The organism is Sphingomonas phoenicis, from assembly GCF_047238005.1.
Taxonomy (GTDB): domain Bacteria; phylum Pseudomonadota; class Alphaproteobacteria; order Sphingomonadales; family Sphingomonadaceae; genus Sphingomonas.
This window is the reverse complement of the sequence record NZ_JBDFMC010000002.1, coordinates 3,372,079-3,386,792: the sequence shown is the minus strand read 5'-3', so window position 1 is coordinate 3,386,792 and position 14,714 is coordinate 3,372,079. Positions and strand designations below refer to the sequence as shown.

General features: G+C 70.3%; 14 protein-coding genes. 7 read left to right on the top strand and 7 right to left on the bottom strand.

What is annotated here, in order from left to right:
• Positions 1–7: 7 nt before the first annotated feature.
• From ABC319_RS16960 to ABC319_RS16950, 3 genes are all read right to left on the bottom strand, one after another.
• The gene (locus ABC319_RS16960) at positions 8–883 is read right to left on the bottom strand and encodes a F0F1 ATP synthase subunit gamma (protein WP_413071354.1); all 876 of its coding nucleotides are present in this window, start codon (positions 881–883) and stop codon (positions 8–10) included.
• A gap of 74 nt (positions 884–957) precedes the next feature.
• Positions 958–2,487 (bottom strand): F0F1 ATP synthase subunit alpha, encoded by a 1,530-nt coding sequence (gene atpA / locus ABC319_RS16955; RefSeq protein WP_413071353.1) that lies wholly within the window; start codon positions 2,485–2,487, stop codon positions 958–960.
• A 5-nt stretch (positions 2,488–2,492) separates the two neighbouring features.
• Complete coding sequence (locus ABC319_RS16950) at positions 2,493–3,047, bottom strand: F0F1 ATP synthase subunit delta (RefSeq protein ID WP_413071352.1); 555 nt, start codon at positions 3,045–3,047, stop codon at positions 2,493–2,495.
• 200 nt (positions 3,048–3,247) lie between these two features.
• On the opposite strand from ABC319_RS16950, the gene ABC319_RS16945 reads away from it, so the two are divergent.
• From ABC319_RS16945 to ABC319_RS16935, 3 genes are all read left to right on the top strand, one after another.
• Entirely contained in the window at positions 3,248–4,165 is a 918-nt protein-coding gene (locus tag ABC319_RS16945) for a hypothetical protein (protein ID WP_413071351.1), read from the top strand.
• Positions 4,166–4,214: 49 nt separating this feature from the next.
• A complete protein-coding gene (ada, locus tag ABC319_RS16940; protein WP_413071350.1) occupies positions 4,215–5,240 on the top strand; it encodes a bifunctional DNA-binding transcriptional regulator/O6-methylguanine-DNA methyltransferase Ada in 1,026 nt (341 codons plus the stop codon).
• Positions 5,241–5,305: 65 nt separating this feature from the next.
• Entirely contained in the window at positions 5,306–6,820 is a 1,515-nt protein-coding gene (locus tag ABC319_RS16935) for a TadA family conjugal transfer-associated ATPase (protein WP_413071349.1), read from the top strand.
• Positions 6,821–6,870: 50 nt separating this feature from the next.
• Here ABC319_RS16935 and ABC319_RS16930 read toward each other — a convergent pair whose 3' ends face one another.
• The 4 genes from ABC319_RS16930 to ABC319_RS16915 are packed head-to-tail and all read right to left on the bottom strand — an operon-like array spanning position 6,871 to position 10,333.
• On the bottom strand, positions 6,871–9,153 hold the full coding sequence (locus tag ABC319_RS16930) for a GDSL-type esterase/lipase family protein (RefSeq protein ID WP_413071348.1): 2,283 nt from the start codon (positions 9,151–9,153) through the stop codon (positions 6,871–6,873).
• 37 nt (positions 9,154–9,190) lie between these two features.
• Positions 9,191–9,511, bottom strand: coding sequence for a hypothetical protein (locus ABC319_RS16925; protein WP_413071347.1), 321 nt, complete (start codon positions 9,509–9,511; stop codon positions 9,191–9,193).
• A gap of 25 nt (positions 9,512–9,536) precedes the next feature.
• A complete protein-coding gene (locus ABC319_RS16920; protein ID WP_413071346.1) occupies positions 9,537–9,773 on the bottom strand; it encodes a hypothetical protein in 237 nt (78 codons plus the stop codon).
• Complete coding sequence (locus ABC319_RS16915) at positions 9,770–10,333, bottom strand: glycoside hydrolase family 108 protein (protein ID WP_413071345.1); 564 nt, start codon at positions 10,331–10,333, stop codon at positions 9,770–9,772. Before ABC319_RS16915 ends, ABC319_RS16920 begins: the two co-directional genes overlap by 4 nt.
• Positions 10,334–10,522: 189 nt before the next feature.
• On the opposite strand from ABC319_RS16915, the gene ABC319_RS16910 reads away from it, so the two are divergent.
• The 4 genes from ABC319_RS16910 (at position 10,523) to ABC319_RS16895 (ending at position 14,688) form a co-directional block, all read left to right on the top strand.
• Complete coding sequence (locus ABC319_RS16910) at positions 10,523–11,635, top strand: hypothetical protein (protein ID WP_413071344.1); 1,113 nt, start codon at positions 10,523–10,525, stop codon at positions 11,633–11,635.
• Positions 11,628–12,830: a hypothetical protein gene (locus ABC319_RS16905; RefSeq protein ID WP_413071343.1), complete on the top strand. Its 1,203-nt coding sequence runs from the start codon at positions 11,628–11,630 to the stop codon at positions 12,828–12,830. The genes ABC319_RS16910 and ABC319_RS16905 overlap by 8 nt, the downstream gene beginning before the upstream one ends.
• Positions 12,831–12,839: 9 nt before the next feature.
• Entirely contained in the window at positions 12,840–14,159 is a 1,320-nt protein-coding gene (locus tag ABC319_RS16900; protein ID WP_413071342.1) for a lipopolysaccharide biosynthesis protein, read from the top strand.
• 70 nt (positions 14,160–14,229) lie between these two features.
• The gene (locus tag ABC319_RS16895; protein WP_413071341.1) at positions 14,230–14,688 is read left to right on the top strand and encodes a DUF2141 domain-containing protein; all 459 of its coding nucleotides are present in this window, start codon (positions 14,230–14,232) and stop codon (positions 14,686–14,688) included.
• Positions 14,689–14,714: the final 26 nt, after the last annotated feature.

Sequence of the window (14,714 nt, the reverse complement as noted above, 5' to 3'; positions counted from 1 at the left end):
ATGTTGCTTACAGCGCTTCCGCGCCCGAGATGATCTCGACCAGCTCGGTCGTGATCGCCGCCTGGCGCGCGCGGTTGTACTGGATCGAGAGACGCTTGATCATGTCGCCGGCGTTGCGGGTCGCGTTCTCCATCGCGTTCATCCGGCTGCCCTGCTCCGATGCCGCATTCTCGAGCAGCGCGCGGAAGAGCTGGATAGCGACGTTGCGCGGGAGCAGTTCGGCCAGGATCGAATCCTCGTCGGGCTCGTACTCGACGACCGCGGCGGCACCGGCGACCGGCGCACGGGCGGCGGGCAGCGGCACCGGGATCAGCTGCTGGCCGGTCGGCTCCTGCACCAGCGCCGAGACGAAGCGGGCGTAGAACAGGTGCGCGACGTCGAACTCGCCGGCGCCGTAGCGGGCGATCAGATCGTCGGCGATCGCGCGTGCGTCGTCGAACGCCACCGTCTTGATGTGCCCCATCTCGTGATCCGCGAGGATCGCGTCGGGATAGAAGCGCCGCAGCACGCGGCCCTTCTTGCCGGCGATGTAGAACTTGACCGTCTTGCCCTGTGCAACCAGCTCGTCCGCCTTGCGGCGGGCGGCCCGGACGATGTTGGTGTTGAACGCGCCGGCCAGACCCCGCTCGGAGGTGGCGACGACGATCAGGTGCACCTGGTCCTTGCCGGTGCCGGCGAGCAGCGGCGAGGCCCCTACTCCGCCGATCCGCCCGGCGAGCGAGGCCATCACGGCCTCGAGACGCTCGGCATAGGGACGGCCGTTCTGCGCCGCCTCCTGCGCACGGCGCAGCTTGGCGGCGGCGACCATCTTCATCGCCTTGGTGATCTTCTGGGTCGACTTGACCGAGTTGATCCTGACCTTGAGGGCCTTCAAACTAGCCATTTGCGTCCTTCAGGTGCTCCCGCGAAGGCGGGAGCCCAGTACTGGGTCCCCGCCTCCGCGGGGACACATCGTGGTTACGCGAACGTCTTCGCGAACTGGTCGAGCGCGGCCTTCAGCCCCGACTTGGCCTCGTCGCCCAGATCGCGGGTGTCGCGGATCTTGGTCAGGACGCCGGCATGGTTCGCGCGCAGGTCGGCGAGCATGGCCGCCTCGTAGCGGTTCACGTCGGCGACGGGCACCTTGTCGAGATAGCCGTTGGTGCCGGCGAAGATCGACGCGGTCTGCTCCTCGAACGGCATCGGGTTGAACTGCGCCTGCTTCAGCAGCTCGGTCAGGCGGGCGCCGCGGTTCAGCAGGCGCTGCGTCGACGCGTCGAGGTCGGAGCCGAACTGCGCGAACGCCGCCATTTCGCGGTACTGCGCCAGCTCGAGCTTGATCGAGCCCGATACCTTCTTCATCGCCTTGGTCTGTGCGGCCGAACCGACGCGGCTGACCGACAGGCCGACGTTGATCGCCGGGCGGATGCCGGCGAAGAACAGGTCGGTTTCGAGGAAGATCTGGCCGTCGGTGATCGAGATCACGTTGGTCGGGATGTACGCCGACACGTCGCCCGCCTGCGTCTCGATGATCGGCAGCGCGGTCAGCGAGCCGCCGCCGTTCGCATCCGACATCTTGGCGGCACGCTCCAGCAGGCGCGAGTGGAGATAGAACACGTCGCCCGGATAGGCCTCACGACCCGGCGGGCGGCGCAGCAGCAGCGACATCTGGCGATAGGCGACCGCCTGCTTCGACAGATCGTCGAACACGATCAGCGCGTGCATGCCGTTGTCGCGGAAATACTCGCCCATCGCGGTGCCGGTGTAGGGCGCGAGGAACTGGAGCGGCGCGGGCTCCGACGCGGTGGCGGCGACGACGATGGAATATTCCATCGCGCCGTTCTCCTCGAGCGTCTTCACGAGCTGTGCGACGGTCGAACGCTTCTGGCCGACGGCGACGTAGACGCAATAGAGCTTCTTCGACTCGTCGGTGCCGGCGTTGACGCCCTTCTGGTTGATGAAGGCGTCGATCGCGACGGCGGACTTGCCGGTCTGGCGATCGCCGATGATGAGTTCGCGCTGGCCGCGGCCGACCGGCACGAGCGCGTCGATCGCCTTAAGCCCCGACTGCATCGGCTCGCTGACCGACTGGCGCGGGATGATGCCGGGCGCCTTCACCTCGACGCGGCTGCGCTGATCGCTGACGATCGGGCCCTTGCCGTCGATCGGATTGCCGAGGCCATCGACGACGCGGCCGAGCAGGCCCTTGCCGACGGGAACGTCGACGATCGTGCCGGTGCGCTTGACGACGTCGCCTTCCTTGATCTCGGCATCCGAGCCGAAGATCACGACGCCGACGTTATCAGCCTCGAGGTTCAGGGCCATGCCCTGCACGCCGTTGGCGAATTCGACCATCTCGCCCGCCTGGACGTTGTCGAGCCCGTAGATGCGGGCGATGCCGTCGCCGACCGACAGCACCTGGCCGGTTTCCGAAACCTGGGCCTCGTTGCCGAAATTGGCGATCTGGTCCTTGATGACCTTCGAGATTTCTGCGGCGCGGATATCCACTGTGCTTAGCCTTTCATCGCGTGCGCGAGAGTATTGAGACGGGTGCGGATCGACGAGTCGATCATCTGGGAACCGATGCGGACGACGAGGCCGCCGAGGAGCGCGGGATCGACCGACAGGTCGACCGACACCTCACGCCCGACGCGCTGGCGCAGCTGCTGCTTCAGCGCGTCGATCTGCGCCTGGTCGAGCGGGTGCGCGCTCGTCACCTCCGCCGTCGCCTCGCCGCGATGGCGGCTGGCGAGCGTGCGGAAGGCGCGAACGATCGCGGGCAGCTGGGCCAGGCGGCGGTTTTCCGCCAGTACGCCCAGAAAACGGCGGGTCGACGGATCCAGACCCAGTTCGTCGGCGGTCGCGAGCACCGCCCTCGCCGCGTCCGGACGGGCGATGACGGGGCTGGTCGTCAGCGTGCGCAGGTCGGCCGACTGGCCGATCGCGTCACGCAGCGTCGTCAGACTGGCCTCGACCGTGTCGATCGACTTCGACTCGCGTGCCAGTTCGAACAGCGCGAAGGCGTAGCGCCCGGATAGGCTTGCCTGAATACCGCCGGATGTCTCCACGGACCGTCGTTCCCTCGCACTTAAAAAACGGGTGGCCCAAGAGAAACGGGGCGCGAAAACCGCGCCTTTCGTAGGGCTGGCGGGCGGCTAGCATGGGGTGCCGGGGGATGCAAGCGGAGCGGACCGCCGGCGGCGCGCCACGTGGCATTCAGGAACGTGCGCGTAACGGAAACCGGATGGGGCAGCAGGAGGCGGCGGCGATGCGGGGCTGGATACGGATCGCGGTGCCCGGCCTGCTGATGGCGGCCGCGCCCGCAGCGGCGGAAACGGTGCGCGTGGAGGGCATCTTCGCCGCCGGTGCGCGCGAGGTCAGCCTGTTGCCGACCATCGGGGTCGATCCGTTCGACGGCGAGGTGGGCGAGCAGTTGTCGGCCGCGATCGAGCGGCGGCTGGCCAGGCTGGGCGAGGACGGCGTGCCGCATGCCGCGATCGTCGCGCCGTCGCTGCGCCCCGACGGATTGCTGTCGGGCCGGGCCGGCGTGGCGGCCGAGGAGTTCGGCTACATCGAGACGCGCGAGAAATGCGCGGAGAAGAAGGACGACAAGTGCGTCCGCCGCGTCAAGTTCCGGGTCGACTGCGTCCGCCGCACGGTGACGCTGCGCGCCGACCTGCGGGTGGTGAGGCACCGCGACGGCCGCGTCGTCTATGCCGAACCGACGTCACGCAGCGATACCGACAGCTGGTGCGAGGATGGCGGGTTCGCCACCGGCGTCGACAGCCGCGTCCACGCGATGGTCGAGTCGATCGCGCAGGAAGTACGGCTGGACCTGGCGCCGCATCGCGAGCGCTATACGATCCGGATAAGGGAGGAGCGCGACGGCCTGACCGTCGACCTCGCCGACCGGTTTCGCGAGGCGGTGCGGCTGACCAAGCACGATCAGGCGGCGGCCTGTGCGGCCTTCGCGGCGATCGGCGAGGCGGCGCCGGACCACGGGCCGACGCTGTTCAACCGGGCGCTGTGCGCCGAAGCGGACGGGCGCTATGCCGAGGCGCGAGATCTGTACACGCGGGCGCGGGTATTCGCGCCCGGCGCGGGCGGCGAGGTGAGCAAGGGACTGGGCCGGGTCGCGGCGCTGGCGGCAGGTGAGGAGGACGTGCGGCGGATCGCCGCGCTTTGACCGCAAGCGCCGGGATGCGGGCGACAGGCGAAGCGGATAGACCGGCGACATGGACCAGCCAATCGACATCGACGCCGCCTGGGCGGCCTTTGCGGCGCGCGACCGGGCGGCGGACGACCGCTTCGTCGTGGGGGTGCGGACGACCGGCATCTATTGCCGGCCGAGTTGCCCGGCACGCCGGCCGAGGCGCGAGAACGTGACCTTCCACACCGATGGCGCCGCGGCGCGGGCGGCGGGACTGCGCCCGTGCCGACGCTGCCTGCCCGACGAGGCCGCGCGCGACCGCGTGGCGGTGGCCAGCGCGGCGGCGATGCTGGACCGGGGCGAGCCCGCGACCCTCGCCACGCTGGCGGCGGCGGTCGGCTATGCACCGCATCATTTCCAGCGGCTGTTCACCCGCGCCACCGGGATCAGCCCCGCCGCCTATGCCCGGGCGCGGCGGACGGGGCGCGCCGTCGACGCGCTGACGACGGAGGAACGGGTGACCGACGCGATCTACGAGGCGGGCTATGCCGCGCCCAGCCGCTTCTACGACGAGGCGTCGCCACGGCTGGGGATGGCGCCGTCGACCTGGGCGACGGGCGGCGCCGGCGAGACGATCCGCTGGACGATCGCGCCGACCAGCCTGGGTCCGCTGCTGGTGGCGGCGACCGGGCGCGGCATCTGCCGGGTCGCGTTCGACGAGGACGAACGGGCGCTGCGGACCCGCTTTCCCCGGGCGACGATCGCGGCAGGCGATGCGGCGCTGGCGGCGCTGGCCGCGCAGGTGGTGACGCAGGTCGAGGATCCGGCACGCGACCTGGCGCTGCCGCTCGACGTGCGGGGCACCGCTTTCCAGGAGGCGGTGTGGCGCGCGCTGGCGACGATCCCGGCGGGCGAAACCCGCACCTATGCCCAGCTGGCGGCGATGGCGGGGCGGCCGGGTGCGGTGCGCGCGGCGGGCACCGCCTGCGGCGCGAACGCGGTGGCGGTGCTGATCCCGTGCCACCGCATCCTGCGGTCGGGCGGCGCGGTGGGCGGCTATGCCCATGGCCCCGAGCGGAAGCGGGCGCTGCTGGACCGGGAAAAGCGGTAACGGCGTGGTTAGGCAATTCTAAAGCCTTGCCGGCTACCTCCACCGGCAGGTTTGAGGGAATTGTCATGAGCGCGTTCGGGCGTCGAAACGGTATCGGTGGCGGACAGGCGGCACGGCCCGCGTTCGGAGTCGCGCGGCCCATGCAGGGCGGCGGTTCGGCCCCGCGCGCGGACGAGGCGCCCTCGATCGGCGACAGCGCCTTTCCGTCGACCGACGTCGATCCGCTGGGCACCCCGGCGAGCCAGATGGATGCGATGCAGCGGCTGGCCGACCGGCAGGCGCAATCGGGCGACGCCGGCAACAGCCGCGTCGAGGGGTTTGAGGCATCGATCCACAAGATCAAGGAGCAGGTGCTGCCCCGCCTGCTGGAGCGCGTCGACCCGGAGGCCGCCGCGACGCTGGGCAAGGACGAGCTGGCCGAGGAATTCCGCCCGATCATCGGCGAGGTGCTGGCCGAGCTGAAGCTGACGCTGAACCGGCGCGAGCAGTTCGCGCTGGAAAAGGTGCTGGTCGACGAGCTGCTGGGCCTGGGGCCGCTGGAGGAGCTGCTGGCCGATCCGGCGATCACCGACATCATGGTCAACGGCCCCGACCAGACCTATGTCGAGCGCAAGGGCAAGCTGGAGATCGCGCCGATCCAGTTCCGCGACGAGGAGCATCTGTTCCAAATCGCCCAGCGCATCGTGAATTCGGTCGGCCGCCGCGTCGACCAGACGACGCCGCTGGCCGATGCCCGCCTGAAGGACGGCAGCCGCGTCAACGTGATCGTGCCGCCGCTGAGCCTGCGCGGGACCGCCATCTCGATCCGTAAATTCTCGGCCAAGCCGATCACGCTGGACATGATGGCCGGGTTCGGCAGCATGAGCCCGAAGATGGCGACCGCGCTGAAGATCGCGGGCGCCAGCCGGTTCAACGTCGTCATCTCGGGCGGTACCGGATCGGGCAAGACGACGATGCTGAACGCGCTGTCCAAGATGATCGACCCGGGCGAGCGCGTGCTGACCATCGAGGACGCGGCCGAGCTTCGGCTGCAGCAGCCGCACTGGCTGCCGCTGGAGACGCGGCCCGCCAATCTGGAGGGTCAGGGCGAAATCAGCATCCGCGACCTCGTCAAGAACGCGCTGCGTATGCGCCCGGACCGGATCATCCTGGGCGAAATCCGCGGCAGCGAGTGTTTCGACATGCTCGCCGCCATGAACACCGGCCACGACGGATCGATGTGTACGCTCCACTCCAACAGCCCGCGCGAGGCGCTGGCGCGTATGGAGAACATGGTGATGATGTCGGACATCAAGGTGCCGAAGGAGGCGATCAGCCGCCAGATCGCCGATTCGGTCGACATGATCATCCAGGTGAAGCGCCTGCGCGACGGCAGCCGCCGGGTGACCAACGTGACCGAGGTGATCGGCATGGAAGGCCCGGTGATCGTGACGCAGGAGCTGTTCAAGTTCGAGTATCTGGACGAGTCGGCGGAGGGCAAGATCATCGGCGAGTACCGCTCGATGGGCCTGCGCCCCTATACGCTGGACAAGGCCAAGCAGTTCGGGTTCGACCAGGCGTATCTGGAAGCCTGCCTGTAGGCACCGGATGCGGGCGGAGGTGCCGGTCGGCACCCCGCCCGCCCCGCCCCTCAGCCGATCGCCGGTGCCATGCGGCGGAGCGCCTGATGGATCAGGCCGGCGACCTCCGCCTGGAACTCCGCGCGGGGATGGACCTGCCCGTCCACCATCCGGTCGGCGATCGCGGCGGAGAACGCGCCGTAATGGTCGTAGAGGCTGAAGAACGCGACACCCCGGTCGGCTGCCACCCCGGCCGCCGCGTCGCGATAGGCGACGACGCCGTTGTTGTAGCTGCCGCCGGCGGGCGGCGGGAACAGGAGCAGCACGTCGCCGGACAGCCGGGCCGCATCGACGATGGCGCGCAGATTGGCGGCATAGGTACCCGCGCCCACCGCGGCGTTCATGTCGTTCAGCCCCAGGCAGACGATCGTGAGGTCGGGCGCGGCGAAGGTCAGCGCCTCGCGATTGCTCCAGCCGCTGCCGGTCGCCGCCTGATGCGCGGATAGCGCACCGAGCGCGGCGTGGACGACGATGTCGAGCGCCGGGACGGCCGCATCATAGGCGGTGATCGACTGTAGCGCGCCGAGCCGCGTTGTGCCGGTCAGCGACAGGGTGTGGCGTGCCAGCCCCGCGGCGGTGACCCGGTGGCGGACGAAGCCGCCGCCCGCGGCGGTGGTGAACTCCACCGGCCCGGTCACCGGCGGCGCATCGTCGATCGCGATCCGGTAGGTGTCGTCGGACGAGCGATAGGCGACGATCTCGAACGTGTCGGCAGGGACGGCGGGCGTGAACGTCAGCCGGTTCCGGCCGGGCTGCCAATAGCCGCCGCCGGCCAGCGCCATCGCCGGCTGGATCGTCCAGTTCTCGGCGCCGGGCGTCACCTGGGCGATGCGCGGATCATAGGTTTCGAGCAGCAGCTGGCCGGTCGCGCTGTTGATCGCGTTGTCGGCGACGGTCGATCCGTCGAGCGCGGGGGTACCGCCGGCCGTCAGCAGCGCCGCGACGACCGCCGGCCCCCGGACCGCGCGGGCGCCGCCCAGGAAGAACGGAGCGCCGGTACCGCCCCCCTGTCCGACGGTGGTACTGTCCCCCAGCCACACGATGCGACCGCGGCCGGTGCCGGCCCTGACCCGCGCGACCGCGGCGCGAAACGCGGCGTTGGCGGCGCCGTTCGCGGCGAAACCCGCCAGGGCGGCGGCATCGTCGTTCAGGATCGTGCCCGTCGCGCTGATCGAAGCGCCCCCCGCATAGCCGGGCGGCGGCACCAGCGCGACGGTGAAGCTCTCGTCTGGCTCCACGATCCCGTCGCCCGCGGCGATCACGGCGAATTGGGCGGTGGCGACTCCGTCGGCCAGGGTGACGACGCCGCCGGTGGGGAGCCCGCCGACGAAATCGCCGGCGGTGGTCTGCCCGGCGGCGAACGTCCACGCGACGGCGACCCCGCCGCGGGTGGACGAGCGGGTGACGGTGTAGGTGAAGGCACGGCCACCGCCGTCGCCCTCTGCCTGCACCTGCGACGCCGACAGGCTGACGGTGGGCTGCGCGGCGACGACGATCGTGATGTCGGTCGAGCGGGGACTGTTGGCGGCACCGGCCAGCGTCTCGACCAGGGTGACCGCGTGGCGGCCCGCCGCCGCGGGCGTACCGGCAATCGAGCGGGCGGCACCGTCCAGTACCAGGCCCGGCGGCATCGTCCCGGTGATCGTCGACCGGGCCGCTGCACCCGCGATCGCGAGTACCGCGGCGGTTCCCATAATCAGATCGTCCGCAGGCAGCGTGAGCGCAGTCAGCGATATCGGGGTCGGAGTCGGGGTCGGGGTCGGGGTCGGGGTCGGGGTCGGGGTCGGGGTCGGGGTCGGGGTCGGGGTCGGGGTCGGGGTCGGGGTCGGGGTCGGGGTTGCGTCGCCGGCGAAGGACCGGGTGGCAAGGGCAAAGGTGCGGTTGCCGTCTGCGGCGGTCGTGATCGTCACCAGGGTCGAGCGGCGACCGGCGGGGCCGTCAGACAGGGAGGCGAGCGCGGCGGCGGAATCGGTCACGGTCAGCCGACCGGTGGCGATCACGTCGCGTCCGGCGCGAAAGCGCTCGGCCAGTTCGACGGTCAGCGGATGGCCGAACAGCGCCTCCGACAGATAACCGTCGCGGGCGAAGCGGATAACGGCGCCGTCCGCCTCCGATCGCAATTCGCCGGCGACCGCCGCCAGCGTCTCGCGATCGTCCTCATGGAAGGACAGGACGAAGGCGCGGCCGGTCAGCGGCTCGGCACTGCCGTCGGCGGCGAGCAGGCGCAGGTCGAGGAGGAATGGCTCGCCGGCGGCGAGGGTGAAGGAGGACAGGTCGTCGGCGACGTGCAGCATGGGCAATGACTCCGGTAAGAGGATCGGGAGCGAAGGGTCAGCCGCCGGCCGCCAGGCGGAAGGCGGCGGCGGCGGCCTGCGCCCGGCACAGCGCGGTGCGGCGAGTGGCGAGGTCGGTGGCGTGACGGGCGGCGGCCAGCGCGCGATCGGCGCCGTCCGCCAGCGCCGCCAGCTGCGCGGCGCGCGCGGGCGGCAGCCACGGCGCGAACAGCATCGCGAGGGAGCGTGCGGCGGCATAGCCGGCCTCGACCCTGACGAGGGCGGCGTCGATCCGTTGCAGGCGGGGCGCATTCGACGTCCCGGATGTCGCGCAGGCGGACAGGCTCGCCGCGAGGGCGAGGATGGTGGGGATCTTCATGGCATGCTCCGTGGAGAGAGTGCGGTCAGGCGGCAGGCGGAGCGTCGGGCGGCGCCGCGGGTTGCGACTGGCGGAACAGCAGGCCGCCGATCGTCCCGAGCAGCGTGACGAGCCCCGACGTCACCTTGTCGGACGTGGCGATCAGCGCTTCCGGCAGCACCTTGCCGAGCAGGCCGCTGACGACGACCGGGGCGAGCGCGACGATCAGCGTCGCGCCGACCACCGACAGGAAGGCGCGGTAGCGCAGTCGCTGCTCGTTCATGCGCCGTGCCCGGTCGCCGGACCGGTCAGCCGGTTCGCGAGCCAGCCATAGAGGAACGCCTCGTTGGCGGGACGCCGTTCGGCGAGCGCGACGTAGCGTGCGCCCTGCAGCGCCTCGATCGCCTTCAGCAGTACGGCCTGTCCGGGGTCGCCGCGGGTGGCGAGGAATGCGTCGAGCGCGGCGAGCGTGGCCGGACCGACCCGGCCGTCGACGCCGATATCGGCATAGTCCCTGCCGCTACGGTTGAGGGCGTTGAGCGCTCGCTGGAGAAAGCAGATCGCCGTCGACGGGCCCATGTTGACGCCGGTGTCGAACAGTTCCGCCGCGATGGCCGGGGTGCGGACAGCGATGTCGTCGAGGCGCGGCCGGAGCCAGTAGAGCCGGCGATAGATCGCCACCGCCTCCTGCCGGGGCAGCGTGCGCATCGGCCCGCGCCATCCCTGTGCCCGGGCCACCGCCTCGGTCACGCCCCACCGTGTCGCGCCGCCCCGATCATCCGGGTGGTGCGCGAAGCCGCCCTCCCGGTCGATCACCGCGTCGATCATGTCGTCGATGTCCATGGCCTGCCCCCGCCCGTTGATGAAGGCGGCCCGACTATCCCGCCGGCCATCGTGTAGGACAGCGAAAAGTTCTCTTTATGTTCCGCCAGATGGCATGACGACTTGTCCGGTTGCCGTATTGCGACCATGATCGCGGGATAGCGGCGCGCATCTGCCCCTCCTGCCCCTTTCGTGCCGGGACCGAAGCCGTTGGACATCGCGTTCGTGTATATTGCCGAGGCTTATCAGGTATATCACGGGGCCGCGATCGCGCTGGACCTGGCGTCGCGGCCGGGCGTGGCGGTGACGTCCTTCTACAACGAGCCGGAGACGGTCCACCACCTGGAACGGGTGCGGGCCGCCTGGGGCGCGCCGCCGGCGGAGTACCGCCGGCTCCATCGCTCGCCGCTGACCCGCGGAATGCAGCGGCTGCGGCGGCTGGGCATGTTCAAGGACATGGTGCTCCGCGACAATGCGCGCACGCTCGACCGGTTCGATGCGATCTTCGCGGTCGAGAACTCGCTGGCGGCGGTGCGGCGGATGGGCGTCGACCGGCCGCGGCTGATCTATAGCCCGCATGGGTTCGGCGACCGCGCGCGCGGCTTCATCCCGCGCATCGCGACGTTCGATTTCGTGCTGCTCGCCGGCCCGAAGACGGAGGGCCGGATGCTGCGCGAGGGGCTGGTGAGGCCGGGAGACTATGCGCTGACCGGATCGGTGAAACTGGAAACGGGCGAGCGGCTGCGCGATGCGGAGCCGCTGCGGCTGGCGGCGCCGGGTGCGACGGTGCTGTATAATCCGCACAAGGAACCGCGGCTAACCTCCTGGTATCGCTTCATCGAGCCAATGCTGTCGGGCTTCGCAGCGGGATCGGCGATGAACCTGATCGTCGCGCCGCACGTCAAGCTGTTCCGCCGTCGCAGCACCGCGTACCGAGCGCAGTGGGAGGCGCGCAGCACGCCGTCGGTCCTGATCGACACGGGATCGGACCGGGCGGTCGACACCAGCTATGTCGCCGCCGCCGACATCTATGTCGGCGATGTCAGCAGCCAGGTGTACGAGTTCCTGGCGACGCCGCGCCCGTGCGTCTTCCTGAACGCGCACGGGATCGACTGGCGCGACGATCCCAGCTTCGCGCACTGGCATCTGGGCGACGTGGTGGACGATCCGGCGCAGCTGATGGCGGCGATCGAGGCGGCGCCGGCGCGCCACCATCTGTACCGCGAACGGCAACGGGCGCTGGCGGCGGCCTCGCTGGGCGATCACCACCGCTCGGCAGCACGGGCGGCGGACGCGATCATGGGGTTCCTGACGCGTGGCTGATCGGCGCGTCGGCTTCCTGTTCAACCACGACCAGGTCCATCAGGTCGCGCACAGCCTGCCGATCGCACTGGCGCTGATCGCGCGGGGCGGACCGGTGCGGCCGGTGATCGCATCGACCAGCCCGCTGCTGACCGCGGAGATCAGGCGACTGGGGCGGCTGGCGGGGCACGACCGGCTGGAGGTGATCGAGCTGGGCCTGCGATCCGGCCTGTCGACCGGACTGGAACGGCTGCTGGGCCAGGTGGTGCCGGCGCGCAAGATCCTGGTGTACCGCGACAATCTCGACTTCTTCCGGTCGCTGGACGCACTGGTGGTCAGCGAGCGGACCTCGCTGATCCTGCGATCCAGGTATGGACTGACGCTGCCGATCATCCTGGCCGATCACGGCGCGGGCGACCGGGCGATCGGGTTCGATCCGGTGACCGCCCGGTTCGACCATGTGCTGGCGGCCGGCCCCAAGATCCGAAACCGGCTGGTGGCGGATGCCGGCGTCGACCCGGCGCGGATCAGCATCACCGGCTACCCCAAGTTCGACCTGTTCCCGCCGCGGCGCCCGTCGCTGCCGATGCAGGCGAACGGGCGGCCGACGATCCTGTACAACCCGCACGTCTCCCCCCACCTGTCGTCCTGGTATGCCGAGGGCCGCCGGGTGCTGGAATTCTTTCGCGGGTCGGACACCTACAACCTGATCTTCGCACCGCACGTGATGCTGTTCCACCGGCCATGGACGGTCAGCATCGACAAGCTGCGGATCGACCGGCCGGGCCGGATCGACCCGGCCGTGTCGGCGGCGCCGAACATCCATGTCGATCTGGGCAGCCATGCATCGACCGACATGACCTATGTCGATGCGGCGGACATGTACCTGGGCGATGTCAGCAGCCAAATTTACGAGTTCCTGCGCACCCCCCGCCCCGCTCTTTTCCTCGACACGCATCGCACCGCGTGGGAGGGGGATCCCGACTATGCCCATTGGCAGGCCGGCGAGGTGATCGGTTCCGCCGAGATGCTGGCCGCCGCCCTGACGCGGGCGGGCGAGCAGCACGGGATGCGCTATGCCGCGGTACAGCGGTCGCTGTTCGACTACACGTTCAGCCGGACGGACGAGCCCGCCCCGATCCGCGCGGCGCGCGAGATCGAACGGCTGCTCTCGGACGAGCGGAGCGGCTTGCTTGCCGCTAACGTCAACGCGTAAAGCGGTGAAATGACGCCCGTCCCCAACCCGGCGCAGGCCAGCCCGGTCGGCGACATGCGCCGCGCGGTCGCGCGCAACCTGGGATGGCTGCTGGCCAGCCGTGGCGTGATCGCGGTGCTGTCCCTCTTCTATCTGGGGATCGCGACCCGCTCGCTGGGAGTGGTCGGGTTCGGGCGCTTCGCCCTCATCATCGGTGCCGCGCAGACGCTGGCGGCGCTGGTCACGTTCCAGAGCTGGCAGATCATCGTCCAGTACGGCACCGGCCTGCTGGCGGCGGACGACCGGCCCGCGCTCGGCCGCCTGTTCCGGGGAACGGCGATCGTCGATCTGGGCAGCGCCGTGGTCGGCGCGGTGCTGGCGTGGATCATCCTGGAGGTCTGGGGCGAGATGCTGGGCATCGGGCCGACCCTGAAGCGGGCGACGCTGATCTTCGCGGTGGTCCAGCTGCTGACGATCCGTTCCACCCCGCTCGGCATCCTTCGCCTGCGCGACAAGTTCTCGATGGGCGCGATCGCGGACAGCGTCGCACCGGCGGCACGGTTCGTCGGCGCCATCCTGGTGGCGCTGATCCATCCCACCGTGCAGGGCTTCCTGGCGGTGTGGGGCGCTGCCGAGATCGTCACGGCGGCCACGTACTGGATCATGGTCGCGCGCGACGGCGACCTGAGGCTGATGCGCAGCGCACGCGGCACCCGCCAGCTGCCGCAGGAGCATCCCGGCATCGTCCGCTACGCGCTGTCGACCAATGCCAGCGCGACGCTGGGCCTGTCGAGCAAGCAGGTGCCGCTGCTGATCGTCGGCGCGGCGGCCGGCCCTGCCGCAGCGGGCGCGTTCCGACTGGCGTCGCAGCTGGCGCAGGCGCTGGCCAAGTTGTCGCAGATGGTGAGCCGCGCCGCTTTCCCCGAGATGGTGCGCACGGTCCGCGATGCGGACCCGGCGGCGATCGGCCGGCTGCTGACGCGGTTGTTCCTGGCCAGCGTCGCAGCGGCGGCGGCGATCATGGTGCTGGTGCTGATCGCCGGAAAACCGGTGCTGAGCCTGGTGGGCGGACGCGATTTCCGCGGGGCGTGGCCGATCCTGCTGTGGCTCGCGCTGGCGGGTTGCCTCGATTTCGCCACGGTGGCGGTGGATACGGTGATGACGGCGCTGCGGCGGGCGGGCACGATCTTCGCGATCAGGGCCGCCGGCGTGGTGCTGATGCTGGGTTCCACGCTGTTCCTGATCCCGCCGTTTGGCGCGACGGGGGTGGCCGTGGCGGTCGCGGCGGGATCGGCGGCAGTCGCGCTGCTGATGGCGGGAGCGGCAGCCCGCCTGTCCCGTCAACGCTGATCCACCCCGAATACAGGGCAGGTTCACCCCGGCTATTGTAACCGGCCGCCTGCATCACGAGGTGATCTTCATGATCCGTAACGTTCTTCTGGCGCTCGGCCTGACGGTCGCGGCGCCCCTTCCGGCGGTTGCACAGGAGTGTGGCGGCGTGCCCGGCAACGGCGCGGTCAAGCTGACCGTGCTGGCCACCGACCTGCGCAACGGCAAGGGCGAGGTCGCCTTCACCGTCTATCCGGACGACAAGGCGCGGTTCCTGGCGAAAGGGCGCAAACTGTACCGCACCCGCGTACCCGTGCGCCTGCCGGCCACCACCAGCTGCTTCTGGGTAAAGCCGGGGTACTACGCGATCGCGCAGTATCACGACGAAAATGCCGACCATGATTTCAATCGGACGCTGTGGATGCCGAAGGAGGGCTTCGGCTTTTCCAACGACGCGCCCACCTCGATCGGGTTGCCGTCCTTCGCGTCGGCGCGGTTCCAGGTGCCCGCCGGCGGCACGACGATGCGCATGAAGATGCGGTACAAGTGATGGCCTTCCTCACCATCCGGGCGCCG